This is a genomic window from Pseudomonas sp. A2 (assembly GCF_023100865.1).
GTDB classification, from domain to species: Bacteria; Pseudomonadota; Gammaproteobacteria; order Pseudomonadales; family Pseudomonadaceae; genus Aquipseudomonas; species Aquipseudomonas asiatica.
Window position 1 is genome coordinate 5946225 of record NZ_CP039127.1, and the last position, 23775, is coordinate 5969999.

The following is a 23775-nucleotide window of genomic DNA, read 5'->3' on the forward strand; positions in this document are numbered from 1 at the left end:
CCCTTTAGCAAAGCAAGAGGGCTCTAATAGTTTGATACAACCATGCTCGCATCAAAAATTTAAATTCCTCAATTCTTTACTGTTTTTGTAACTTCTGGCCACATCGGAAGATTGTGAAATCAAGCCATCAAGATGGGCGACGAGGTTTGTGGTAATCAATGCCTCTCCTCCCCATTCCGAAAACCATAAATCCAGCTCATGTAAGCTTTCAATTACCAAGATCTCTTTGCCACGCGCCCGGAATACATCCGCAAACCTAACACCGTTAACCACCCTTGGTACACGTACTTGTGAGCCATCGTTACCAACAATGCTCTTACTGTAATAATCCAAATAGCTGACACAATCAGTCATCAGGTTATTGTATTTATGGCAAGCTAGTGGGATACGATAGGTGCATATGAACCGCAGAACAGTGTTGCAAATATTTTTATCAGAAAAACAGATCCAGTCGTTTTGTATTTCGTGATCATCATTCAGAATTTCTAACAGGAGATCCTGCGCAACGGGCAAGACACGCGGCTTGCCTTCTGAAATGGCGACGTGATTCCTGATCAGCGTAATCATCTCTTGCCGAGATGGAGAGGCTTCAACTCTAGGCCTGCTTTCGATTTTCATACAATAAGATCTGAAGAAAACCGCAATCATACTCTATAGAGCATAGAAGAGTCACCATCAAGCGGGCTGAATGACCCATTTGAGCGGACTCGGCAAATGGAAATCAAATCAGCTATCGGAGAGGTAATAAAAGAAATTAGATTAGAGCAGGGCTTATCTCAAGAGCAACTAGGTGCAAGCCAAACCTACGTAAGTAATGTAGAGAGCGGTAAAAAGATGATTTCTCTGGACAAACTTGAGGAATTTGCCGCCTCCCTTGAAGTACACCCCCTGATCATTATAGTCCGCGCATATGCTAAAACCAGTAATGACGTTCTCGCTCAAGACCTGCTTATGGCGATCACAAAATCAATAAAGCATGATTAATCTTTGTCTACGGCCCTAAGGCTTGGACGCTTTGTCTTTTTCAATTCCCTTTCCAAAAAGGCAATTTTCATTTTTTGACCTTCAATTATGTCTTCGTAGCTCAACCTAATTTCTGATATTTCTGACAACTGAGAAGAGCACACGTTAGTTAGCGTTGTAACCAAACTCTCTAGATTCCGAACTTTTTGCGACAGTTTGCTGGCCTTGAGAGCAATACTTTCTTGCCCTCTGAAACTTGAGCGATGCTTTATCGAACGAACCCGATCCACGACATCCGGATAGTATTTATAAATTGTTGACCTGCTAATTCCGACAGCTGCTGAAAGTGACAAAATAGTAATATTTTTATCATTATCGTGCATCATCTTTTCTAGCGCGCACACCAACAACTCTCGAACATTCACGCTAGTTCTCCTTTGCAATTGAATCTAAGACTTTTAGCCCTTCTCTCAGACGCCCCTCAAGAATCACTTTAGTCTGGGCAGGAATATTCTTCTGCCTCAAAATTCTCTCACTATCAGCAACATAATTTTCCCACCAAACCCTGTTATTGCTAGTAGACATAAAATTACTACACCCCACACACACTGATGGACTTCTATTAACGGGACTGGGATATTCTTTAGTACCATTGCATGCGCTAGTTTCCTGCCTATAGATACAAACTCCCCACTCACATGGCACCAACACTGTTCCCTTGGCCAGAAGCCTTTTGACATCAGCTGAGCTCACTAACCTCCCGAGAAATCTTTTAACCTGGTTAACACGCTGGCCACTTCCTACCCCAGTGTAGACGTTCACAGGATCAGCGCCCTTCAAGGCTTGAGCAACCTCTTCAACTTCGTGAGATATTTGCTCAGCTACGATTCTACGGAATTCTCCATCTGGTCGAGCGTAGCTATAATCAATACTTTGGGGCGTAGCATGTGAAAACTGTATGGCTAAGTCAGCTAAGCTTCGCCTATCGCGTTTAGCGGCGAAGCGAGCGAAATGTTTTCGACCTTGATGAGTGTGGATTCTACCTTTCCAACCGGTGTTTCTTTCAAGCTTAATAAATTCTGCAAATTCGACCAACCGCGAGTTGAATTGGCTTGTAGATAAGATGCTCGGCTTAGTTTTAGGATCGAACGTCATCAGAGAGTTGCCAGCAGTAATCAACCACAAGCTATCAATTCCACACTGCTTTCGTAGACAAGCTGAAAGATCTTTCAATGTGCGAAATGCTGTAAGTGCGGCTGGCGGTATGACCCATGGAACCTCATCACTATCTTCATTGTCTCGCTGAGCAGGAATGCCAAACTTTCGTTTTGAACGAGCCGCACAATAGTAATGAAATATCTCACCCGAAGGATGGCGTTCACTTCGAACACTAACAGAGGTTGCTCGCCTGATCTCACTAACCCTAGCACCAACCGTATAAGAGATAACAATAAAACAGGCTGTCATTAGCTGTTTACGTAAATGAGCTACATGCAGGGGATTGTAAGCTGCAAAAGCCTCTAGTTCTGGAATACGTTGAGTTTTCTCGAAAGACTCGTTTGCAATAGCTCTTTTGCCATAGGGGGATATTCTTTTCCTGGTTTTATATCCTTCTGCCAAGGCATCTTGTATTCCTTCAAAGTATTTATTAAAAATCCTACAGATATCAGGCCCTAAATCCTCAACTATATTTATTGCACGCCTTAGTATATGAAGCGCTACAGGTTCAGGCGGAGCCTCCCAGAATGAAGCTTCACGTGCGTCTTGCCTGATCCGTCTGTGCAATTTGGGTGGAAATGGATCGAAGCTCAGTCCTGAGCCAGCCTTAGCCCTCAAAAAGTAAAGGACTCTTATTACATTCATCCTTGAAATCAAAGTACTAGCCGCAAGGTTCCCCCCCCGGGACAACCTGTTACACATGTTCAGAAATATTTGTTGCGCCCTCCGAACTGTGATCACGCTTAATTCATACTCACCTATACGCTGTGCTTCGGCCAAAAACGCGGCCAATATATATATCTTGGTTTTCACGGTGCTTGGTGAGTTTCTGTTCGTCCCGAGCCCTACCAATAGACAGCCCGCGGTCCGTTTAAGAATCAGTTGATATCTCTCATCAAGGAATTTCTCAGAATCGTATTTAGCATAAAATGCCCAATCGAAAATTACGGACTCATCTGCAACCGAAACTATCGTTGGTTTCAAGGACCAGACATCGGCGTCAAAATCAACACCATATAAGAGCATCAGCGCGGGGAGTACGTTGGCTTCCTTAGCTTTCTGAATTGTCTCAAGCATCAATACATCCTCGGCAAATCCGGGGTCGTAATCAATAAGCGCTCTGCTCGGTCAATGACAGCCTGCTTAATCTCTGGAATAATTTGCGACCTTATCACATCTAATGTCACCTTGTAGACATGATTGAATCTGGCAGCACTATCAACATGTACTACAGCAGCTCTTTCCATCTCTTCTAAATAAATCTTAGATTTCAAGATCCTGGCCACATAAACAGGATCATCAATTACAACCAGAGCATTTTTACATACCGCACAACTTGTAAACTCCAAACAGCTTCTCGCCTTATCTTCTCGATTACAAGAAATTCCAAAAACCGTCTGCTCTAGATTTCCAGTCTGCTCGGATGTGGCGACCCCTATCATTTCACCTTGTATTTCAGAAATCCTTTCAAAGGCCTTATAATTATTCTCCTTTGGATTTATATATCTTACTACCGTTGACAACCCCTTATGCTGTAGTACATTCGCCACATGAGCAGGGGATCTGTGCTTAACATTAACAAGCTCCGCTATGCTTCTACGTATGTCGACAAAGGTAAACTTAGGCAGTGCGTGCTCTGATCGGAATCGCACCAGTTGATTATGCATGCCTTGCACGCTTACTCTTTTTGCTTTACCTCCCGACCTGGTGATGAACAGCAAATCCTTATCTACGCCGGCAATATCACGAAGTTGCTCCGTACCATTCAAAACCAGCTCTACTAGATGCGCTATTGAAAACTGGCCTTGCTTTAGAAACGAAACCCTTTGCTCACTTTTTGATCTTGGCTTATTCCAAGATATGATTGAGAGCGATTCGTCTGTGGGATGAGGCTCAATACATTTCGCACCTATCTCAAGAAGCGAAATCGGATTTGCAGCAGTTTCAATCATGATAAGAATATAGATTGGTAAAATGCTTCTCGAGCTCAACTCACGATAAGCCGATAGCCGGCGAAGTCCAACATGTGAAAGCCTGCTGATCCCAGGTATTGCAAGATCTCGTTGAGACCAAACACCTTGGCCCTCTAGACTTATGAGGTCTTTAAGATTTCGCAGGTCATCAGCATTCAATTCTGAATCAAATATGTCCTCACCCTGCGAAATCATTCGCCTCAATTCCAGCTTCGACCTGATTTGTAAAATCTCCTTCTTACAAGCTTTAACTATATCTGACAAAGACTCAGCATTGATATGGTTGGCGCGAACAGACTTGGACTCTCTGGGAAACTTACGATACTCATATTGCTGACTAGCCCACACTTTATTGCTACCATTTTCTGATAGCCACGCCACCATTCGAGATATAAAATTGTAGTGCGACTGACATGTTTTCAGCATTAATTGCTGTATTTCTAATGACCTTCCAAATTCTCGAAGCAACTCAGGCGAGCTGTCATCATTGCAACTTAAGAAGTCAATGAATTTCTTGACTGATCTCCATGCTTGCCGTCTACTCCTATAATTATACGCCCCTGTCAATTCATAAAAAGCATTGCGAAGGTCAACAAGCACACCTCGCGACACACCTTGAAATTCAAAATTATATATATCCTCCCGACCCATACCTGGATCGTAAAAGCTTGCGTGGAGATCATCCATTGTTCATCCGCTCCGGAAAACGTCAGCATATGTCTCAATTAAACTAGTTACATCTATATGCCTACCCTTAATATTTTCTAAATAAATCTGCGTTGTCTCTGAGCTGGCGTGACCCAATAGGCCCTGTATGATTTTCAATGGGTCAACATTGTGTGTATTTTTCAGTGAGCCGAGTCGGCTTTCCAAATGGGTCGCAAACGTAGCTCTAGTTTGATGAGGGTTCGATTTAATTCTTTCTACGACACAGGCCCTTTTATACGCAGCGTAATAGCATTCTCTGCTAACGCTTTCGCCTCTATTATTGAGAAACAGCTTGGCTTCAGGCCCATCGCCTCTTTTGGCCGCGAGAGCTCGCTCAACTTGCTTGTACGCAAAAGTCTCCTCAACAATTAATCTTGGAATATACACGCTTTGCTTGCGCCCACCTTTTACAGTTACGTCTAAAAAACTGCCGCCGCTCAGTGCTTCAAACTGGGAAAGCTCAACACTCAACACACTGCTAATTCTCATTCCAGTGCATACACACCATAGGAAAATTAGCTTATGGGCGCCCTTGAGACGGCCATAGATTGCCGCACAACTTTCCAAGCTTAGTGCTCTCGCACCCTTTCTGTCCGTATTCACCTTAAACCTCACGGTGCGAGAGCGAGATTTATCATAATTCCTTTTTGCCTCGGTATCACCCTGAGTCCGCTCTAGCTCTTTCCACCAATATCTATAGAAATCGATAATTACATTTATACGTAAATTTATTGTGGCTGCGCTTAGTGTTTTTTTTGACACATCGCTGCTAGATTTCATTGAGTTCCGATAAGCAACTATTTGCCGCACGGTAACAGCCTCCCAAACTAACCCCGTGGCATTCAAATATGTAAACCAAGCTTTAATGCATTCGGCGTAAGTTCTTGCTGTATTAGCCGACTTATAGACACCCATATAAAAAGCCTTTTCATAGAGATATCTATGCACAGCGTTTATAGGTTTGTTTTCAGTATCCAAAAAGAATGGCAACCGTAACTCATCGACAATATAGTCCCGATAACTCAAAACACTTAGCCCAAGCGTCTGCAGATTTCCCTCCGCCTGAGCTAACTGTTGCGATTTGGGCTTAAGTAATTTCACAGCGGCCTCCTGGGTCTACACTGTAGCCCATGAGTCTAATACCTGAGTTCGAGCGTCGCGTGCTGGAAGTGTTGCGCGAACCGCTGGAGTCGGGCGAGATCGTGATTGCCCGGGCCCGCGACAAGGTGCGCTTCCCCGCACGTTTCCAGCTGGTGGCGGCAATGAACCCCTGCCCTTGCGGCTACCTGGGCGACCCCACCGGCCGCTGCCGCTGTAGCACCGAGCAAATCACGCGGTATCGCAACAAGCTGTCCGGGCCATTGCTGGACCGTATCGACCTGCACCTGACCGTGGCCCGGGAGAGCACCACGCTGAACAACCAGCCCTGCGGCGAGACCAGTGCCGATGTGGCGGCCAAGGTAGCCGAAGCACGTGAACTGCAACAGCGGCGGCAAGGGTGTGCGAATGCATTTCTCGACCTTGAGGGGTTGCGCTGCCATTGTGGGTTGGCGGCGGCGGACCAGGCCTGGTTGGAGGGGGCCTGTGAGCGGCTGACCCTGTCGTTACGTGCGGCTCACCGGTTACTGAAGGTGGCGCGGACGCTGGCGGACCTGGAAGGTAACCAGGCAATTGGCCGGGCGCATCTGGCCGAGGCCCTGCAGTACCGGCCGGGGAGCAGTTAGATTGCCGGGGCTGCTTTGCAGCCCATCGCGACACAAGGCCGCTCCCACAAGAGTGACCACAGTTTCAAGGGTTGTGGATCCCTTTGGGAGCGGGCAAGCCCGCGAAAGGGCCGGCACAGGCAAAGCATCACTGGCTGCCCACCAAAGCATCCTCAACCACCTTCAGCAGCACCTCTTCAGAAAATGGCTTGCCCAGGCAGACCAGCGCCCCAAGCGCCATCGCAGCCCGCACCGCCCCTTCATCCCAGTGCGCCGACATGCAGATCACCGGCAACCGCCACCCCAGCCTGGCCAGCTCGCGCTGCACCGCCAGCCCGCTCATTCCGGGCATCCTCAGGTCGAGCAGCACACACCCCGCTTGCCGCGCCAGTGCCGAGGCCAGGAACAGGTCCCCGGCAGCAAAAGACAAGGTCTCGAAACCTGCCGAACGCAGCAGGTTGGCCAGGCTTTTGCGCACCGAAGCATCGTCGTCAACGATGCACACAGTGCTGCTCATGCGCCGCCCAGGCCCTCAGGCTGCGCCCCGATAACGTTGTGCATGGCCACCAGTTCAAGCAGCGAGCGGGACTGCATCTTGTTCATGATGTTTTTCTTGTGCACCTTGGTCGTCACCTCGCTGGTGCCGATCTGCCTGGCGATCTGCTTGTGCGACAGGCCACCGACCACCAGCGAGAACACCTGGCGCTCGCGCTGGGTCAGGCGCTGGTACTTTTCCTCGACCTGCCGCGCATGGTGCCACTTGCGCCCTTCGGCCACGGCACGCGTGCGCACCGCCTGCAGCAGTGTCAGCAGTTGGTCTTCGTCGAACGGTTTGGTCAGGAACTCCACGGCTCCGGCACGCATGGCCTGGACGGTCATCGGGATGGTGCCGAAGCCGGTCATGAACACGATCGGCCAGGGCAGCGCAAGTCGGCGCAGCGCATCTTGGACTTCCAGGCCGCTGGTATCGGGCAGGTGCATGTCCAGCAACAGGCAGGCATAGGGGGTTTCCAGGCGGGCCTCGAACAACGCCTCGGCACTGGCGAACAAATGATGCGGAATGTCCTGCGAGCGCAGCAGGCGGCCCAACGCCGTGCGCACCGACGGGTCGTCATCCACCACCAGCACCGGCACGTTCAAGTGCTCATCGAACAACTCGACAGGTTCGGCCGCGGCGCACAGCGGCGATTTGCCCGCCGCCTTGCCAGGCAACTCGAGGCTGATCTCGGCGGCCAGGCGGTAGCCCCGGCGTGGCACGGTCTGGATCAGGCCACGGTCGCCAAAGGCCTTGCGCAGCAAGGACACCTGCACCTGCAGGTTGTTGTCCTCGACTACCGTGCCGGCCCACACCTGGCTGAACAGCTCGTCCTTGTCGACCACCCGCCCCTTGGCCTTGATCAGCGTCGCCAGCACTTCGAATGCCCGTCCCCCCAACAGGACAGGCTTACCGTCAATAAAGGCTTCGCGCCGCTCCAGCGACACCTGGGCATTACCTATTCGGATCATGGCTTCCTCGCGCGGGCACGGGCGTTTCCCAGCCCAGGGCAGCCTAGGCCAGCGTACGCCTTCAGACAATTATCCCGAGGGATAGGTTGGCCTGAGGACTATACAAAAGCCCGCCAGCCCCCAAGGGACGATAACGGACAACAGCGTACCCTTTCCTGCCAAGCAGCCTGCAGCCCGCATCCCTGCTGGGTCCGCTGCGTATACTCGTGCGTCAGGATGTCGCTAGCAGGGGTGCCTTATGCTCGATGAACGCCTTGCCCACAGGCCCATCGATTACGACCAGTCCGTCGACGAGGGTTGGCTGAACCGGTGTGACATCAACGCGCTGGGCCAGGAAGGTGAACTCAGTTACTTCCGCCTTCGCGATCCAGCCACCGACCAGGCATGGATCGCCGTGCGCGCCCCGCGCGAGGTCCCCGCCGCCTGCCAGCGCCTGGAACGCGACTACCGCCTGCAACTCGACCCGCAATGGGCGGTGATCCCCTCGGCGTTCGTGCGCTCGGCCGAAGGCCCCCTGCTGGTGTACCCGGCCGGCCGCTCCATCGCCGACCTTATCGCAGAGGGCCCTGCCGCCCTGGCGCCGTTTCTCGAGATTGCGGTGAATGCAGCCACTGCCTTGGCCCAGGCACACGAACGCAATGTGCTGCACGGCGCGCTGCAGCCCGAACATGTGTGCCTGCGCGCGGACCAGCGAGTGCGACTGGGCTGCTTTCGCGCCGACCCGGCGGAACTGATCAGCGAACAAGGCACCCCGCTCGGCAACTGGGCTTACCTGGCGCCTGAACAGGTCTGCCCGCACGGCAGCAGCAGCGACCGACGCACCGACATCTATGCCCTGGGCGCGATCCTTTACCAGCTACTGCTGGGCGAATTGCCTCTGGCCGGGCGCGACACCCAGCACTGGCGCCAGCTGCATGCCGGCGTGCAGCCACGAGCGGCCTGCGAAGTGGACAGCAATGTGCCGCAACCTCTCAGCCGGATCCTGGCCAAGGCCTTGGCCAAAGAGCCGGACGCCCGCTACCAGAGTGCTCGCGCCCTGGCGGTGGACTTGGCCTATTGCCAGCGACAGTGGGCCGCCAGCAAGTCCATGGAGGCCTTCGAACCAGGCTGTGCCGACCCGATGACGCCCGACCGCGCACGCCTGTATGGCCGCAGTGCCGAACAGAAGTCCATCGCCCTGCTGCTCAAGGCACAGCGCCGTGACAGCAAGCCACAAGCCCTGTTCATCAACGGGGCTACGGGCATGGGCAAGTCGAGCCTGGTCGAGGCAGCGCTCAGGGCCAACGCCCAGGGTTACTGGGCCATCGGCAAGTGCAACGGCGTTGCCCAGGCTTTGCCCTACGCGCCCTGGGTCGAAATTCTCGGCGCGCTGACCACCCAGTTGCTGGCCAAGAACAGCCGGGACCTCGACGCCTTGCGCTACGAGATTCTGCGCCGTATCAAAGGCCACGGCCGGCTGCTCGGCAAGCTGGCACCAGACCTGCAATTGATCCTCGGCCCCTTGCCCGAGTTGCCGGCCAAGCCCACGCGTCTGGCGCTGCAGAAGGAGTTGCGGGCGATCGTCGAATTCCTGCAGGTATTCAGCCGCCCCGACCAGCCGCTGGTGCTGTTCTTCGATGACATGCATTGGGTCGACGACTCCAGCCAGCAACTGCTGGCGCAACTTCTGGCTCACGCGCCCGGCAACCTGTTGCTGATCTTCGCCCGGCGCAGTGATGCGCCAGCCAGCAGTACACCCCTTGCCCTGCCCGCGGCGGTGCGCAGCACCACGCTGAACCTGCGGCCCCTGGCGGTGAGCGCGGTGACCGAGTTGATCGGCGAGCGCTACCACGTCGGCCCCGAGGACGCATTGCAGGTGGCCGAACTGGTACACGACAAGACTGCGGGCAATCCGTTCTTCATCAATCAGATCCTCCGGGCCATGGTCGAGGACCAGCTGTTCACCTTCGATACCCAGGCCATGCGCTGGTCATGGTGCCTGCAGGCCGTGGCCCGCCACCGCTATTCCGACAATGTTGCCGACCTGATGATCCACCGCCTGGCGCGCCTGCCAGAGCCGCAGCGCGACGTGCTGCGGGTGATCAGTGCGGCTGGCAGCCGCTGTGATGAACGCCTGCTTCACCAGGTACTCTCTCAAGCGCCCGGCGAGCCGTTGAAAGCCTTGATTGGCGCGGGTTTCCTGCAACCGGGCCAGAACGGCCTGGGCTTCGCCCATGAACGGGTGATGGAAGCTGCGTACGCTCTCACGCCAGCGCGCGCACGTGCCCAATTGCATGCACGTATTGCCCAGGCCATGCGCCAGGCCTGGCCGAGGCGCCTGCACGAGGTACTGTTCGAGCTTGCCAACCAGCTGCAACGCGCCAGTCCATGCGGGTTTGCAGCGGATGACTGCGAAGCTTTTCTGCAGCTTTTACGCGAGGCAGCAGCACGCGCACGCGATGGCGGCGCATTCGAACAATCGGCTGGCTACCTGCACACGGCCGAGCAGTTGCTGCAGCGCGGCGCAACGCTGGAAAGCCGCGCCACGCATGGCTTTGCCATCGCCTGCATGGCCACCGAGTGCGACATGCAACTGTCGCGAATGGTCGCGGCCGAGGCCCGCATCACTGAATGCCGCCTGCGCGCGCGCTCGGCGTTGGACCAGGCGCGGGTATGCCGCCTGCAGGCGCTGCTGTACACCTTGCGCGGCGACTATCAGGCGGCCATCGACAGCGCCATTTCCGGCCTGGACTTGCTGGGTATGAGCCCGGTGCGAGGTGGCGACTGGCAACAGGTCGAAGCCAGTCATGCCCATGTACAGACCTTGGTCGAACAGAAAGGACGACACTGCCTGGAATCGCTGCAGCGCACCGATTCGGAGGAAGTGACAGTTGCCATCAGCCTGCTGGCCACCCTGTCGTCATCGTTTTTCGTAAAGGACGACATCTGCTTCCTGCACCTGGCCAAGCTCATGGAGCTGTCACTGCTGCACGGCGTCGCCCCGGGCAGCACCTACGGCATGGCCTGGTACGGGGTGATGATTGCCGAGCGCTTCGGCGCCTACCATGATGGCCACGCTTGCTGCCTGGCTGCGCTCAAGCTGATAGAGCGGCACGGTTTCGACGCTGACTTGACCAGCGCGCTGCTGGCCCTGGACCAGGTCAGCGCCTGGACCTCGCCCATGGAGTTCGCCCGCCGTACCGCACTGGATGCGGTCGACTCGGGGCGCCTGAGCGGCGACCTGGCGATGAGCTGCTATGCCTGCAACCACCTGGTTTCCGATTCGCTGTTCATGGGCCGCTACCTGCCGGACGTGGTGGAGGAACTGGCGCAAGGCCTGGCCACCGTGCGTCGCTACGGTTACCGCGACATCGAGCAGATCCTGCAGGCCCAGCAAGCGTTCGTCGCCAACTTGAGCGGCACGCCCTGCCCGGCCTCGGCCACAGCCTCGAAATCGCCCACCACGCGGTTCTTCCAATACCTCATGGCCGGCATGGGCGACTTCTACCTGGGTAACATCCCGCAGGCCATGCGCAACCTGGCACTGGCCGGGGACAACACCTGGGCGGTACCAGCGCACATCAACCTGGCCGACTATCATCTGTTCCGCGGCCTGGCCCTGGGCAGCCCCGAGGCCATTGGCAGCCTTGCCGACAAGCTGCGCGAACTACACGCCCTTCGCGAGCGCTTCGGCCGCTGGGCCGACTTCAACCCGGCCACCTTCCGCAACAAGCTGTTGCTGATCGAAGGTGTGATCGCCAAGCTCGAAGGTGACGGCCTGGCCGCCATCCGCTGCTTCGACCAGGCACAGATAGCCGCCACCGCCGCCGGCTTCATCCACGAGCAGGCGCTGGCCCACGAACAGCTGGCCGAGGTATGCATCCCCAGCGGCCTGATCTCCGGCGCCAACCTGCACCTGCGCATCGCCCGCGACTGTTTCCATATCTGGGGCGCGACCGGCAAGGTGCACCAGCTGGAGGCGTTGCACCCGTTCCTGCGCACCCAGCCAATCCAGGAAAGCCAACGCGCAACCCACCAGGCCAAGCTCGACCTGGAAGCCGGCATCGAGGCAGCACGGGCGCTGTCCGAGGAAGTGCTGCTCGAAGGCCTTATCGAAACCCTGATGGGCCACCTGACCCAGCATTCCGGCGCCGACCACGGTGCGCTGCTGATCGTCAGCGGTGCCGAATTCCAGATGGCTGCCCTCGCCTACATCGACGACGCCGGGCTGCACGTGAGCATGGACGACTGCCAGAAGTTCATGACCCAGGCACCGCTGTCGATCATCAACGCCACCATGCGCACCAAGAAGCCCCTGGTGCTCAACGATGCCCAGAGCGATTGCCCCGAGGCCTTCCGCCAGCAGTTGCAGGCGCGCAAGGCCCGTTCGGTGCTGTGCCTGCCGCTGGTGATCCAGGGCGTGCTGATCGGCCTGGTGTACCTGGAAAACCGCCTGGTGCCGAACCTGTTCGGCAGCCAGCGCCTGGCCATGCTGGAAATACTCGCCTCACAGGCGGCGGTGTCGCTGCAAACCGCCAAGTTCTACACACGCCTGGCCGAAGACAACCAGACCCGCGCCCAGATGGAGGCCGAGTTGCGCCGCTCCCGCGCGGAATTGGCGCGCACGTCGCACTTGCAGGTGATGAACGAGCTGTCCGCGTCCATCGCCCATGAGATCAGCCAGCCGCTGCTGGGCATAGCCTCCAACGCCGCTGCCAGCCTGCGCTGGCTGAAGCGCGCCAAGCCCGACCTGGAAGAGGCGATTGCCGGCCTGGAAGATATACGCAACGACAGCGAACGGGCCGCCAACATCGTGCGTGCGCTACGCTCGCTGGCCAAACAGTCGCCGATGCAACTCAAGGTGGTGAAGCTGGACGAGTTGATCCGCGAAGTGGTGCGCCTTACATCGGCCGATGCCGCCAAGGGCCCGGTGGACGTGCAGATGCGCTTGCAGGCGGGGGTGAGCGTGATGGCCGACCCGGTGCAGTTGCAGCAGTTGGTGTTCAACCTGATTACCAATGGCCTGGAGGCGCTGGCGGGGTATCGCAGCGATGGGGTGCTGCGAATTGCGTCGGCGGTGGTCGGGAATGAGGTGGAAATCTGCGTAGACGACAACGGACCGGGGATTGCAGCGGATGAGCGCGAGCGAGTGTTCGATGCGTTTCATACCACCAAGATCGGCGGCATGGGGATGGGCTTGGCGATCTGCAACTCGGTGGTGCAGGCCCATGGAGGGCAGTTGCAGGCGCAGGTGTCGGAGCTGGGGGGGTGTCAGATTCGCTTTACGCTGCCTGTGAATCCCTCTTGAGCCTGTACCGGCCCTTTCGCGGGTAAACCCGCTCCCACAGGGATAGTGCACAGCCTGAGAACTGCACGGTTCCTGTGGGAGCGGGTTCACCCGCGAAAGGGCCGGTACAGGCTTACATCAACGGGCGCTCAGGGCCGCATAGCTGTTCATCAGGTTGCGGTAGTTGGGAATGCGCTGCGACAGCAGGTTACCCAGCCCTTCGATGTCGTTGCGCCAGTCGCGGTGCAGCTCACAGGCCACCGAGAACCAGTTCATCATCTGTGCACCCGCCTGGGTCATGCGCACCCAGGCCGCCTGCTGCACGGTTTCGTTGAAGGTGCCCGAAGCATCGGTCACCACGAACACTTCAAAACCTTCCGCCAGCGCCGACAGGGTCGGGAACGCCACGCAAACATCGGTCACCACGCCTGCGATGATCAGCTGCTTGCGACCAGTGGCCTTGATCGCCTTGACGAAGTCTTCGTTGTCCCAGGCGTTGATCTGGCCAGGGCGGGCAATGTACGGCGCATCCGGGAACATCTCTTTCAGCTCGGGCACCAGCGGGCCGTTCGGGCCTTGCTCGAAGCTGGTGGTGAGGATGGTCGGCAGGCCGAAGAACTTGGCCAGGTCGCCCAGGGCCAGCACGTTGTTCTTGAACTCGTTGGGCGAGAAGTCCTGCACCAGCGAAATCAGGCCGGTCTGGTGGTCGACCAGCAGCACCACGGCGTCGTCTTTGTTCAGGCGCTTGTAATCGGGTTGGCTCATCGGGGTGACTCCTTGGGTTGGGAAAACAGGCCGGCACTGTCCACAAGGGGCTATACCGGCGGATAGGTTCGGCTTAAGGATGGGCCTGCGCCTGGCGCCAGGCCTTGGGTGGCTGGCCGACCAGGCGGCTGAAGGCGCGGGTGAAATGGGCCTGGTCGCAGAAGCCGCATTCCAGGCTCACGTGGGTGATCGGCGCCTCGGTGGCGAGCAGGCGCTTGGCCTTTTCCATGCGTGCCAGCAGGCGCCACGCCTGGGGCGAGAGGCCGGTGTTGACCTTGAACGCGCGCGAGAAGTGGCTGCGGGTGAGATTGCATAACCCGGCGATTTCGATGATCGACAACGGGCTGTGCAACATCAGTTCCTTGGCCCGGCGCAAGCGCGCCGGCGTCAGTGCGCCGGGGGTTTGCAGCGGCGCTTGGGGCGTCCCGGGGTGCATGGCGGCTCTCCTGTTCAATGCAGAAAGTCTCGCCTCCAGCACATGACAAAGTCCTGAGCCAAACCTGAATTGTTGTTAATTGCGCGCTGCTGGCCCTGACGGTTTTGCCGATACCTTAAGATGCGTTTCGTATTCAGCTTCGGGCCGCTGGTGGCGGCCGGCATTCAAGGCATAAGAGCGATGCAGGAAAAACCCGCCCACCGCACCGTGGCCATGGTGTTGTTCAATGATGTGTTGTTGCTGGACGTGACCGGGCCCATGGACGCGTTTGCCATTGCTAACCGCTTCCTTCCTGCCGAGTGGAAGTACCGGCTGCTGACCCTGGCCGAAGGGCAGGCAGCGGTGCGCGGCTCCTGCGGGTTGAAAGTGGTAGCCGACCTGCGTCTGGAGGATTTGCCGGAAGCCGTCGACCTGTTGCTGGTGCCAGGCGGCCCGGGCGCCTATGACATCGCCCTGCCAGGCATCGAGCGCTGGCTGCCCCAGGCCGTGCGCCGGGCCAAACGCTTTGGTGCAATATGCACCGGGGTATTCCTGCTGGGCCGGGCCGGGCTGCTGGACGGCTATCGCTGCACCACCCACTGGAACTACGTGGAGCGCCTGGCACAAGCGTTCCCCGAGGCGAAGGTCGAGACCGAGCAGATCTACGTGATCGACCGCTGCCTGATTACCTCGGGCGGCATCACCGCTGGCATCGACCTGGCACTGGCGGTGGTGGCCGAAGACCACGGCAAGGCGCTGGCCCTGGAAGTGGCCAAGGTGCTGCTGGTCGCCCGCCATCGCCAGGGCGGGCAGACACCCTACGGGCCACTGCTGGCGGCTGTACCGCGTGATGATTCGCCGATTGCACGGGTGCAGGCGTATATCGTCGACCATATCGAGCAAGGCTTCACTGTGCAGAAGATGGCCGACCTGGTAGCCATGAGCGGGCGCAACTTCGCCCGCACCTTTCAGCGCGAGGTGGGCATCACGCCACTGCAATACTTGCAGAACGCACGCATCGACCGCGCGCGCAAGCTGCTGGAAAGCAGCGACCTGCCATTGAAAGTGGTGGCGACGCAGTGCGGTTTTGGCAGTGACCGGCATTTGCGCAAGGTTTTCTGCGAGCGGATTGGCATGACGCCGGCGCAGTATCGGGCGCAGTTTGGTGGCAGTTGAGTATGCAGATTTCCTGTGCCGGCCTCTTCGCGGGTGAACCCGCTCCCACAGGTGTTGCGCAGGCTTGAAGACACCGCTGTACCTGTGGGAGCGGGTTCACCCGCGAAGAGGCCAGCACGACTGTCACCTGATTCAGGACAATGTGTCTTCCTCACAGCAGATTGTCTGGCACCCCCACATTCCCCAGAATTGTCCGCCAAACTGATCTAACGCTGCCCCGGCAGCTCATGGAGTACGAGCCAATGCCACACGAAGGCAGCCTTCTGCAAACCGCGGTGATCTTCCTGCTCGCCGCTGTCCTCGCCGTCCCCCTGGCCAAGCGCCTGCACCTGGGGGCCGTGCTCGGTTACCTGCTCGCCGGCGTGATCATCGGCCCGCAGGCGCTGGGCCTGATCCGCGATACCGAAAGCGTGGCGCACATTTCCGAGCTGGGCGTGGTCCTGCTGCTGTTCATCATCGGCCTCGAGCTGTCGCCCAAGCGCCTGTGGCTGATGCGCAAGTCCGTATTCGGCGTCGGCACCGCCCAGGTGCTGCTGACCGGTGCGCTGATCGGCGCCATCGCCCTGTTCGGCTTCAGCCAGACGCTACCGGCGGCCATCGTGCTCGGTCTGGGCCTGGCGCTGTCGTCCACTGCCCTTGGCCTGCAGAGCCTGGCCGAAAGCAAGCAGCTCAACGCCCCGCACGGCCGCCTGGCGTTCGCCATCCTGCTGTTCCAGGACATCGCCGCCATCCCACTGATCGCATTGGTTCCGCTGCTGGCCGCCAGTGGCCCGGACACCAGCCACGGCGACAGCCTGGAGCATGGCCTGAAGGTGTTCGCCAGCATCGCCGTGGTCATCGTCGGTGGCCGCTACCTGCTGCGCCCGGTGTTCCGCACCGTGGCCCGCACCGGCCTGCCGGAAGTGTCCACCGCCACCGCGCTGCTGGTTGTGATCGGCACTGCCTGGCTGATGGAAGAAGCCGGCATTTCCATGGCCCTGGGTGCCTTCCTCGCCGGCCTGCTGCTGGCCGACTCGGAATACCGCCACGAGCTGGAATCGCAGATCGAACCGTTCAAGGGCCTGCTGCTGGGGCTGTTCTTCATCAGCGTCGGCATGGGCGCCAACCTGCGCCTGCTGCTGGAAATGCCTTTGGTGGTGCTGGGCCTGACCCTGCTGCTGGTGGCCGTGAAGCTGGTACTGCTGATCGGCGTCGGGCGCCTGGCCGGTGGTCTGAACAGCGCCAGCGCCCTGCGCCTGGGCATGGTGCTGGCTGCCGGTGGCGAATTTGCCTTCGTGGTGTTCAAGCTGGGCAAGGACCAAGGCTTGTTCGACACCCAGACTTACGACCTGCTGTTGATGACCATCACCCTGTCGATGGCCATTACCCCGCTGCTGATGATTGGCTGCGCCCACGCGCTCAAGCGCCCGCAACCGGCGCGTGAGGTGCCGGAGCATTACAAGCAGATTCAGGCTGACACGCCACGGGTGGTGATCGTCGGCATGGGTCGCATGGGCCAGATCGTCGCGCGCATCCTGCGGGCACAGAAGATTCCGTTCATTGCCCTGGAAACCTCGGTGGACACCATCGAGATGACCCGTATGTTCGAACAGGTACCCGTGTTCTACGGCGACCCACTGCGCCCCGAGGTGCTGCATGCCGCCAAGGTGGGCGAGGCGGAATACTTCATCATCACCATCGATGACCCGGAAGCTGCCATTCACACGGCGGAACGGGTGAAACGCCTGTACCCGCACCTGAAAGTGCTGGCCCGCGCGCGTAACCGCCAGCATGTGCACAAGTTGGCGGATGTCGGCGCCGAGCCGATTCGCGAGACGTTCTACTCCAGCCTGGAGATGACCCGACGGGCATTGGTGGGGTTGGGGTTGAGCGAGGCGCAGGCGGCGGACCGGATTGCGCGGTTTACCCAGCATGATGAAGAGGTGCTGGTGGCCCAGGGGCAGGTGCGTGATGACCGGGCCAAGGTGATGCAGACGGCCAAGGAGGCCCGGGCTGAGTTGGAGCGGTTGTTTGATTCGGATGCGGATTGAGGGTTTCGAGCGCATGGCTGTAGAGATGTAGCGGCCTTGAGATCGAGCGCCGCCCGCGCGGCGCTTCGCAGCACAAGGCTGCTCCTACATCTGTTTCGGGCCAATTATTCCTGGGGCAGACACGCGCGGCCTCTTGGTGTCCACCTAGAAATCGTGCCGGACCAACAAGGCGGTCGCGCGCGCAGATGCAGGCGTTACTGGCCCGAAACAGATGTAGGAGCAGCCTTGTGCTGCGAAGCGCCGCGCGGGCGGCGCTCGATTTCACAGGCGCCCATAACCTATCGCCAGGCACCTGAAGGCCATCGTGCCATCTCCTGTCGATCACCTCGCCGCCGTTATGCGAACACCAAAAACCGCCACAAAATCGTCCGATTCTCAGCTAGGTCCTACTTTCCTGCGAACCATTTCCTACGTTCAGGCCAATCCCAAGGATTTATCCTACGCACCGTATCGACGCCCGTCTGATTGTCCGGGGAAAGCCTGCTCTCTAGGCTTGCCGGGTCGCTGTCGGTTCAGCGATCGGGTGTGGAAACCCGTCTCGGTTTGAGGTTCTGTCGTCAATGGCAGTTGTGCGCGGGAGGCCGTATGGCCTACCGGGTTGCCTCTCACCGGTTTTCCACCCCGCGTACAACTGCCACCCTTCGCGTGGAAACGGATGGTTGCAGTACAACCTAGAGAGCTTACTGCAATGAAAAAAATTGTCCCCAATCCACCTCTTCCCGACACCAAAGAGCGCGCTTTCAGCCGCTGCGATGCCGGCCATCCACCTTTGTTTACAGTAAACCCGGGCGTCTCTGCCCACGACGCCCTGGTGCATGTCGCCCAGTACCTGCGCGGCGCCTACGACTGTGGCTACAAAGCCCTGGAACACCTGGATGAAACCGGCAAGAGCCTGTTCTGGAGCAACCTGAATGCGCTCGAAATGGCGGAAGGATTGGTTGAGGCATTGCTGGATGGGATTGAGTCGCAGCCCATGAATTGATGTTGTCCTTGCTGGCCTCTTCGCGGGTGAACCCGCTCCCACAAGGATCACCACAGGCGCTGAAACTGTGCAGTACCTGTGGGAGCGGGTTTACCCGCGAAAGGGCCAGCGCAGCAAACAAAAAAGGCCAGCTCCCTACAGAGGGAGCCGGCCTTTTTGCATTCAACTAACGGGCTGTTACTTACCCGCAGTCAACGCGCTGTAGCTGGTAATCAGGTTGCGATAATCCGGAATGTGGTTGGAGCACAGCGCCGCCAGCCCTTCGATGTCGTTGCGCCAGTCGCGGTGCAGCTCACAGGCCACGCCGAACCAGGTCATCATTTGCGCGCCGGCGCGGCTCATGCGGTCATGGGCAGCATCGCGGGTCATTTCGTTGAAGGTGCCGGAAGCATCGGTCACCACGAACACTTCGAACTCCTCTTCCAGGGCCGACAGCGCCGGGAACGCTACACAGACCTCAGTCACCACGCCAGCAATGATCAGCTGCTTCTTGCCGGTGGCCTTCACCGCCTTGACGAAGTCCTCGTTGTCCCAGGCGTTGATCTGGCCTGGGCGGGCGATGTACGGGGCGTCCGGGAACAGGGCTTTCAGCTCTGGTACCAGCGGGCCGTTGGGGCCTTGCTCGAAGCTGGTGGTGAGGATGGTCGGCAGGTTGAAGAACTTGGCCAGGTCGGCCAGGGCCAGCACGTTGTTCTTGAACTTGTCCGGCTCGATGTCACGGACCAGGGACAGCAGGCCAGCCTGGTGGTCGACTAGCAGGACAGCGGCGTCGTCTTTGTTCAGGCGGTTTAAGGTGAATTTGCTCATGGTCTGTGCTCCTAAGGGTTATGAATTTTTCAGCATTCGGGGGTGTTTCGCGTTGATGGGCACAGATTAAAATCATCACCTTTTTGGCGGTAGGTAGCAGAATTTGGCTTTAGCGTTCCGTTTTATGAACGATGGATTTGTAGGGGCTGTGCCGGCCTCTTCGCGGGTAAACCCGCTCCCACAGGGATGGCGCCGGGCTTGAGCCCTGTGCATTACCTGTAGGAGCGGGTTTACCCGCGAAAGGGCCGGCACAGGCAACCAAACACCCGGAGACCGATCATTGGAAGACCTCAACTCCCTCTACTACTTCACCCAGGTAGTCGAGCACGGCGGCTTCGCCCCGGCTGGCCGGGCACTGGACATGCCCAAGTCGAAGCTAAGCCGGCGTATCGCCGATCTCGAAGACCGACTGGGCGTGCGCCTGCTGCACCGCACCAGCCGCCATTGTTCGCTCACCGAGATCGGCCAGGCCTACTACAACCGCTGCCTGGCCATGCGCGTGGAGGCAGAGGGCGCGGCGGAGATCATCGAGCGCAACCGCAGCGAACCGCGCGGCCTGGTGCGTATCAGTTGCCCGACCACCCTGCTCAATTCCTGGGTCGGGCCGATGCTGACCCGCTACATGCTCAAGTACCCGCAGGTGGAGCTGTTCATCGAGAGCACCAACCGCCGCGTCGACCTGCTGCACGAGGGTTTCGACATCGCCCTACGGGTGCGCTTTCCGCCGCTGGAGAACACCGACATGGTGATGAAGGTGCTGAGCAACAGTACCCAGTGCCTGGTCGGCCAGCCGCAGTACCTGGAGCAGTTGCCCAAGGGCTTCGACCCGCAGCTGCTCGGCACGCTGCCGAGCCTGCATTGGGGCAGCGCCCAGCGTGAGTACCAGTGGGAGCTGTTCCAGGGTGAGGACAGCAGCCGCAGCATCGTCATCCCGCACACACCGCGCATGGTGACGGACGACCTGTTCGCCCTGCGCCATTTCGTGGTGGCCGGGGTGGGTATTGCGCACCTGCCGCGGGTGGCGGTGCGCGAAGACTTGGCGGCGGGTCGGCTGGTAGAGTTGTTGCCGGAATGGCACCCGCGTTGCGGCATCGTGCATGCGATCTTCCCGTCACGGCGGGGGTTGCTGCCATCGGTGCGGGCGCTGATCGATCATCTGGCCGAAGAATTCGCCATCAGCGACATGGCTTGAGCCGGTTGCCGCCTGTGCCGGCCTCTTCGCGGGTAAACCCGCTCCCACAGGGTCACCACTAGCCCCAAGGTTTGTGCAGTATCTGTAGGAGCGGGTTCACCCGCGAAGAGGCCGGCACAGGCAAGAACAGCCAGAGCACACGCATACAAGACCCCTGGCCTATCCTTCCTCCACAGTCTCGGATCATCCCTCCCGGAGCCCCCATGATCCGCGCCACCCACGGACCAGGCCGCGCCCTGCTCGCCACCCTCGCCCTGTGCCCGGCGCTCAGCCAGGCCGAAGAGCCCGGCTGGTCGCTGCTCAGCCGCAACTACTTCCTGCACAGCGACTTCCGCTCGCCCTCCGGCAGTAGCCAGAACTACCGCCAGGAATGGGCCCAGGGCTTCATTGGCGAAATCCGCTCCGGCTTCACCGAGGGCACACTCGGCGTCGGCATCGATGCCCATGGTTTTCTCGGCCTCAAGCTGGACGGCGGCCGCGGCCATGCCGGCACCGGCCTGCTGCCGCGCGACAGCGATGGCCGCGCCGAGTCCGACTACTCCAGCGCCGGCGCCGCACTCAAGCTGCGGATGGGCAATACCCAACTGCGCTACGGCGAAATGACCGTGGAAACCCCGGTGTTCGACACCAGCGACAAACGCCTGCACCCGGAGTACGCCACCGGCTGGTTCCTGGACAACACCGACCTGCCCGACTGGCGCCTGCAGGCCGGGCACTTCACCGCCTTCAACAACCAGGACAACAGCTCCAGCCATGATGACTTCAGCGGCTACGGCGCCACCACCGACAACCGTGCCATCAGCCTGGCCGGTGCCGCGTTCGCACCCGACGGGCCATTCGGCGGCGCACTGTACGCAGGCCAGCTGGAGGACACCTGGCGCCAGGCCTACCTCAACCTGAACCTGGCCGAGGGCAACTGGCGCCTGGACGGCAACCTGTACAAGACCCGCGACACCGGCAATGCCAGTGCCGGGGCCATCGACACCCTCGCCTACAGCCTGCTGGCCAGGTATAGCTTTGGCGCGCAGGCGCTGAGCCTGGCCTACCAGAAGGTCGAGGGCGATACCCCGTTCGACTTCGTCGGCGGCGACTCCATCTACCTGGCCAACTCGATCAAGTACGCCGACTTCAACGGCCCCGGCGAGCGCTCGTGGCAACTGCGCTACGACCTCGACTTCGCCACCCTCGGCGCCCCCGGCCTGAGCCTGATGGGCCGCTACGTCAGCGGCCGTGGGATCGACGGCAGCCATGCTCCGGCAGGCGGCGCCTATGTGGGCCAGTACGGCGACGGCGGCAAGCACTGGGAGCGCGACATCGACCTGAAATACGTGGTGCAGTCGGGCGCCGCCAAGGACCTGAGCCTGTCGTTTTCCCACGTCAGCCACCGCGCCAACCAGGCCCAGGCTGGCGATGACATCGACCGGATCTACCTGATCATCGAATACCCACTCAAAGGCAGCTTCTGATATGAGCACGTCCCCTTCAGGCGCCTGGAGCCCATTGCGCAACGCCACCTTCCGCATGCTGTGGATCGCCACCATCGCTTCCAACATCGGCACCTGGATGCATGAGGTGGGCGCCGGCTGGCTGATGACCACGCTGTCGGCCAGCCCGTTGCACGTGGCCCTGATCCAGGTAGCCGGCTCGCTACCAATGTTCTTCCTCGCCCTGCCGGCCGGCGCGGCGGCGGATATCGTCGACAAGCGCCGCTACCTGTTGCTGGTGCAACTGTGGATGTCTTCGGTGGCCGTGGTGCTGGCGGCCCTGACCCTGCTCGGGCTGATGAACGTCACCCTGCTGCTGGTGCTTACCCTGGCGTTGGGCATCGGCACGGCACTGATGATGCCGGCCTGGAGCGCGCTGACACCGGAGCTGGTAGGCAAGGACGACCTGGCCAACGCGGTGGCGCTTTCCAGTGTCGGTATCAACGTGTCGCGCGCCATCGGCCCGGCTTTGGCGGGCGTGGTGGTGAGCATGGTCGGCCCGTGGTTGACCTTCGCCTTGAATGCCATCTCGTTCGCCGGGGTGATCCTGGTGCTGTTCCTGTGGAAGCGCGAGGTGAAGGAGCCGCTGCTGCCGGCCGAGCGCTTCGTCGGCGCCATGCGCACCGGGCTGCGTTTCGCGCGCAGTGCCAAGCCCTTGCAGGCGGTGATATTGCGCGCCTTGGCATTCTTTTTCTGCGCCAGCGCCGGCACCTCGCTGCTGCCGTTGATCGTGCGTGGCGAGATGCATGGCAGCGCCGCCGATTTCGGCCTGCTGCTGGCGGCCATCGGCATCGGCGCGGTGGCCGGCGCCACCTTGCTGCCCCGCCTGCGCGAACGCATCAGCCGCGACCGCCTGGTGCTGCTCGCCAGCCTGCTGTATGCCCTGTTCCTGCTGGCCCTGGCGCTGGTACGCAACTTCTATGTGCTGCTGCCGGCAATGCTGCTTAGCGGCGCGGCGTGGATTGCCGTGCTGTCCAACCTGCAGGTGGCGGCGCAGACCTCGGTGCCGGCCTGGGTACGGGCGCGGGCGCTGTCGGTGTACATCCTGATCTTCTTTGGTGCCATGGCCAGTGGCGGTTTGCTGTGGGGCACGCTGGCCAGCCATGCAACGATCACCTTGAGCCTGCTGCTGGCCGCAGGAGGCCTGGCGCTGGGCACGCTGCTGACCTGCAAGGTGACGCTGCCGGAAACCGCAGCCGAGGAGCTGACGCCGTCACTGCATTGGCCGGTGCCGCTGCTGAGCGACGACATGGACAACGAAAGCGGGCCGGTGATGGTCACCGTGGAATACCACATCGACCCGGCCAAGGCCGAGGCCTTCCAGCAGGCAGCGCGGGAGCTGGAGGCGATGCGCAAGCGCAATGGCGCGTTGTCGTGGGGGTTGATGCGCGACAGTGCGGACCCGGCGTTGTGGCTGGAGTTCTTCTTCGAGGAATCGTGGCTGGAGCATTTGAGGCATCACCACCGGGTAACCCGGGGTGAGCTGAAGATCGAGGCCAGGGTGCGGATGCTGCAGACCGATGGGGTGGAAGTGCAGATTCGGCATCTGTTGGCTGGAGCTGAGCACAAGGCTCACCATTGATGTTG

General features: G+C 59.2%; 18 protein-coding genes and 1 pseudogene. 9 read left to right on the plus strand and 10 right to left on the minus strand.

Annotation, left to right across the window (positions count from 1 at the left end; translation table 11 throughout):
- Nucleotides 1-51: 51 nt before the first annotated feature.
- Nucleotides 52-618 carry a hypothetical protein gene (locus E5221_RS27485; protein WP_247846713.1) on the minus strand — a complete coding sequence of 189 codons (567 nt, stop codon included), beginning with the start codon at nucleotides 616-618 and terminating at the stop codon, nucleotides 52-54.
- 96 nt (nucleotides 619-714) lie between these two features.
- Between E5221_RS27485 and E5221_RS27490 the strand changes: the two genes are divergently transcribed.
- On the plus strand, nucleotides 715-984 hold the full coding sequence (locus tag E5221_RS27490; protein ID WP_247846714.1) for a helix-turn-helix domain-containing protein: 270 nt from the start codon (nucleotides 715-717) through the stop codon (nucleotides 982-984).
- Here E5221_RS27490 and E5221_RS27495 read toward each other — a convergent pair.
- From E5221_RS27495 to E5221_RS27510, 4 genes are read right to left on the minus strand one after another with little or no spacing between them, the layout of a single operon-like run.
- Nucleotides 981-1388 carry a helix-turn-helix transcriptional regulator gene (locus tag E5221_RS27495; RefSeq protein ID WP_247846715.1) on the minus strand — a complete coding sequence of 136 codons (408 nt, stop codon included), beginning with the start codon at nucleotides 1386-1388 and terminating at the stop codon, nucleotides 981-983. The genes E5221_RS27490 and E5221_RS27495 overlap by 4 nt on opposite strands.
- Nucleotide 1389: 1 nt before the next feature.
- On the minus strand, nucleotides 1390-3258 hold the full coding sequence (locus E5221_RS27500; protein ID WP_247846716.1) for a hypothetical protein: 1869 nt from the start codon (nucleotides 3256-3258) through the stop codon (nucleotides 1390-1392).
- Complete coding sequence (locus E5221_RS27505; protein WP_247846717.1) at nucleotides 3258-4841, minus strand: hypothetical protein; 1584 nt, start codon at nucleotides 4839-4841, stop codon at nucleotides 3258-3260. Before E5221_RS27505 ends, E5221_RS27500 begins: the two co-directional genes overlap by 1 nt.
- A 3-nt stretch (nucleotides 4842-4844) precedes the next feature.
- Nucleotides 4845-5963, minus strand: a complete 1119-nt coding sequence (locus E5221_RS27510) for a tyrosine-type recombinase/integrase (RefSeq protein WP_247846718.1) — start codon at nucleotides 5961-5963, stop codon at nucleotides 4845-4847.
- Nucleotides 5964-6001: 38 nt separating this feature from the next.
- Here E5221_RS27510 and E5221_RS27515 point away from each other — a divergent pair.
- Nucleotides 6002-6586: pseudogene (locus E5221_RS27515) on the plus strand (ATP-binding protein); the annotation flags it as partial.
- A gap of 127 nt (nucleotides 6587-6713) precedes the next feature.
- Here the strand turns inward: E5221_RS27515 and E5221_RS27520 are convergent.
- Complete coding sequence (locus tag E5221_RS27520; protein WP_170977510.1) at nucleotides 6714-7082, minus strand: response regulator; 369 nt, start codon at nucleotides 7080-7082, stop codon at nucleotides 6714-6716.
- Entirely contained in the window at nucleotides 7079-8071 is a 993-nt protein-coding gene (locus E5221_RS27525; protein WP_085721337.1) for a response regulator, read from the minus strand. Before E5221_RS27525 ends, E5221_RS27520 begins: the two co-directional genes overlap by 4 nt.
- A gap of 238 nt (nucleotides 8072-8309) precedes the next feature.
- Between E5221_RS27525 and E5221_RS27530 the strand changes: the two genes are divergently transcribed.
- On the plus strand, nucleotides 8310-13358 hold the full coding sequence (locus tag E5221_RS27530; RefSeq protein WP_247846719.1) for an ATP-binding sensor histidine kinase: 5049 nt from the start codon (nucleotides 8310-8312) through the stop codon (nucleotides 13356-13358).
- A gap of 117 nt (nucleotides 13359-13475) precedes the next feature.
- On the opposite strand, the gene ycaC (E5221_RS27535) is transcribed toward E5221_RS27530, so the two are convergent.
- Both ycaC (E5221_RS27535) and E5221_RS27540 read right to left on the minus strand, forming a co-directional pair.
- Complete coding sequence (ycaC, locus tag E5221_RS27535) at nucleotides 13476-14102, minus strand: isochorismate family cysteine hydrolase YcaC (RefSeq protein ID WP_004375560.1); 627 nt, start codon at nucleotides 14100-14102, stop codon at nucleotides 13476-13478.
- Between the two features lie 73 nt (nucleotides 14103-14175).
- Nucleotides 14176-14538: an AraC family transcriptional regulator gene (locus E5221_RS27540; RefSeq protein WP_013974756.1), complete on the minus strand. Its 363-nt coding sequence runs from the start codon at nucleotides 14536-14538 to the stop codon at nucleotides 14176-14178.
- A gap of 180 nt (nucleotides 14539-14718) precedes the next feature.
- On the opposite strand from E5221_RS27540, the gene E5221_RS27545 reads away from it, so the two are divergent.
- From E5221_RS27545 to E5221_RS27555, 3 genes are all read left to right on the plus strand, one after another.
- Complete coding sequence (locus E5221_RS27545) at nucleotides 14719-15693, plus strand: GlxA family transcriptional regulator (RefSeq protein ID WP_182329546.1); 975 nt, start codon at nucleotides 14719-14721, stop codon at nucleotides 15691-15693.
- Between the two features lie 242 nt (nucleotides 15694-15935).
- Nucleotides 15936-17723 carry a monovalent cation:proton antiporter-2 (CPA2) family protein gene (locus E5221_RS27550; protein ID WP_025341083.1) on the plus strand — a complete coding sequence of 596 codons (1788 nt, stop codon included), beginning with the start codon at nucleotides 15936-15938 and terminating at the stop codon, nucleotides 17721-17723.
- A gap of 688 nt (nucleotides 17724-18411) precedes the next feature.
- Nucleotides 18412-18705: a hypothetical protein gene (locus E5221_RS27555; RefSeq protein WP_015272306.1), complete on the plus strand. Its 294-nt coding sequence runs from the start codon at nucleotides 18412-18414 to the stop codon at nucleotides 18703-18705.
- Between the two features lie 177 nt (nucleotides 18706-18882).
- On the opposite strand, the gene ycaC (E5221_RS27560) is transcribed toward E5221_RS27555, so the two are convergent.
- Entirely contained in the window at nucleotides 18883-19512 is a 630-nt protein-coding gene (gene ycaC, locus E5221_RS27560) for an isochorismate family cysteine hydrolase YcaC (RefSeq protein WP_247846720.1), read from the minus strand.
- A 280-nt stretch (nucleotides 19513-19792) separates the two neighbouring features.
- Between ycaC (E5221_RS27560) and E5221_RS27565 the strand changes: the two genes are divergently transcribed.
- The 3 genes from E5221_RS27565 (at nucleotide 19793) to E5221_RS27575 (ending at nucleotide 23770) form a co-directional block, all read left to right on the plus strand.
- On the plus strand, nucleotides 19793-20704 hold the full coding sequence (locus E5221_RS27565) for a LysR substrate-binding domain-containing protein (protein WP_075046740.1): 912 nt from the start codon (nucleotides 19793-19795) through the stop codon (nucleotides 20702-20704).
- 203 nt (nucleotides 20705-20907) lie between these two features.
- On the plus strand, nucleotides 20908-22170 hold the full coding sequence (locus tag E5221_RS27570) for an OprD family porin (RefSeq protein WP_061550258.1): 1263 nt from the start codon (nucleotides 20908-20910) through the stop codon (nucleotides 22168-22170).
- Nucleotide 22171: 1 nt separating this feature from the next.
- Complete coding sequence (locus E5221_RS27575; protein ID WP_061550257.1) at nucleotides 22172-23770, plus strand: MFS transporter; 1599 nt, start codon at nucleotides 22172-22174, stop codon at nucleotides 23768-23770.
- Nucleotides 23771-23775: the final 5 nt, after the last annotated feature.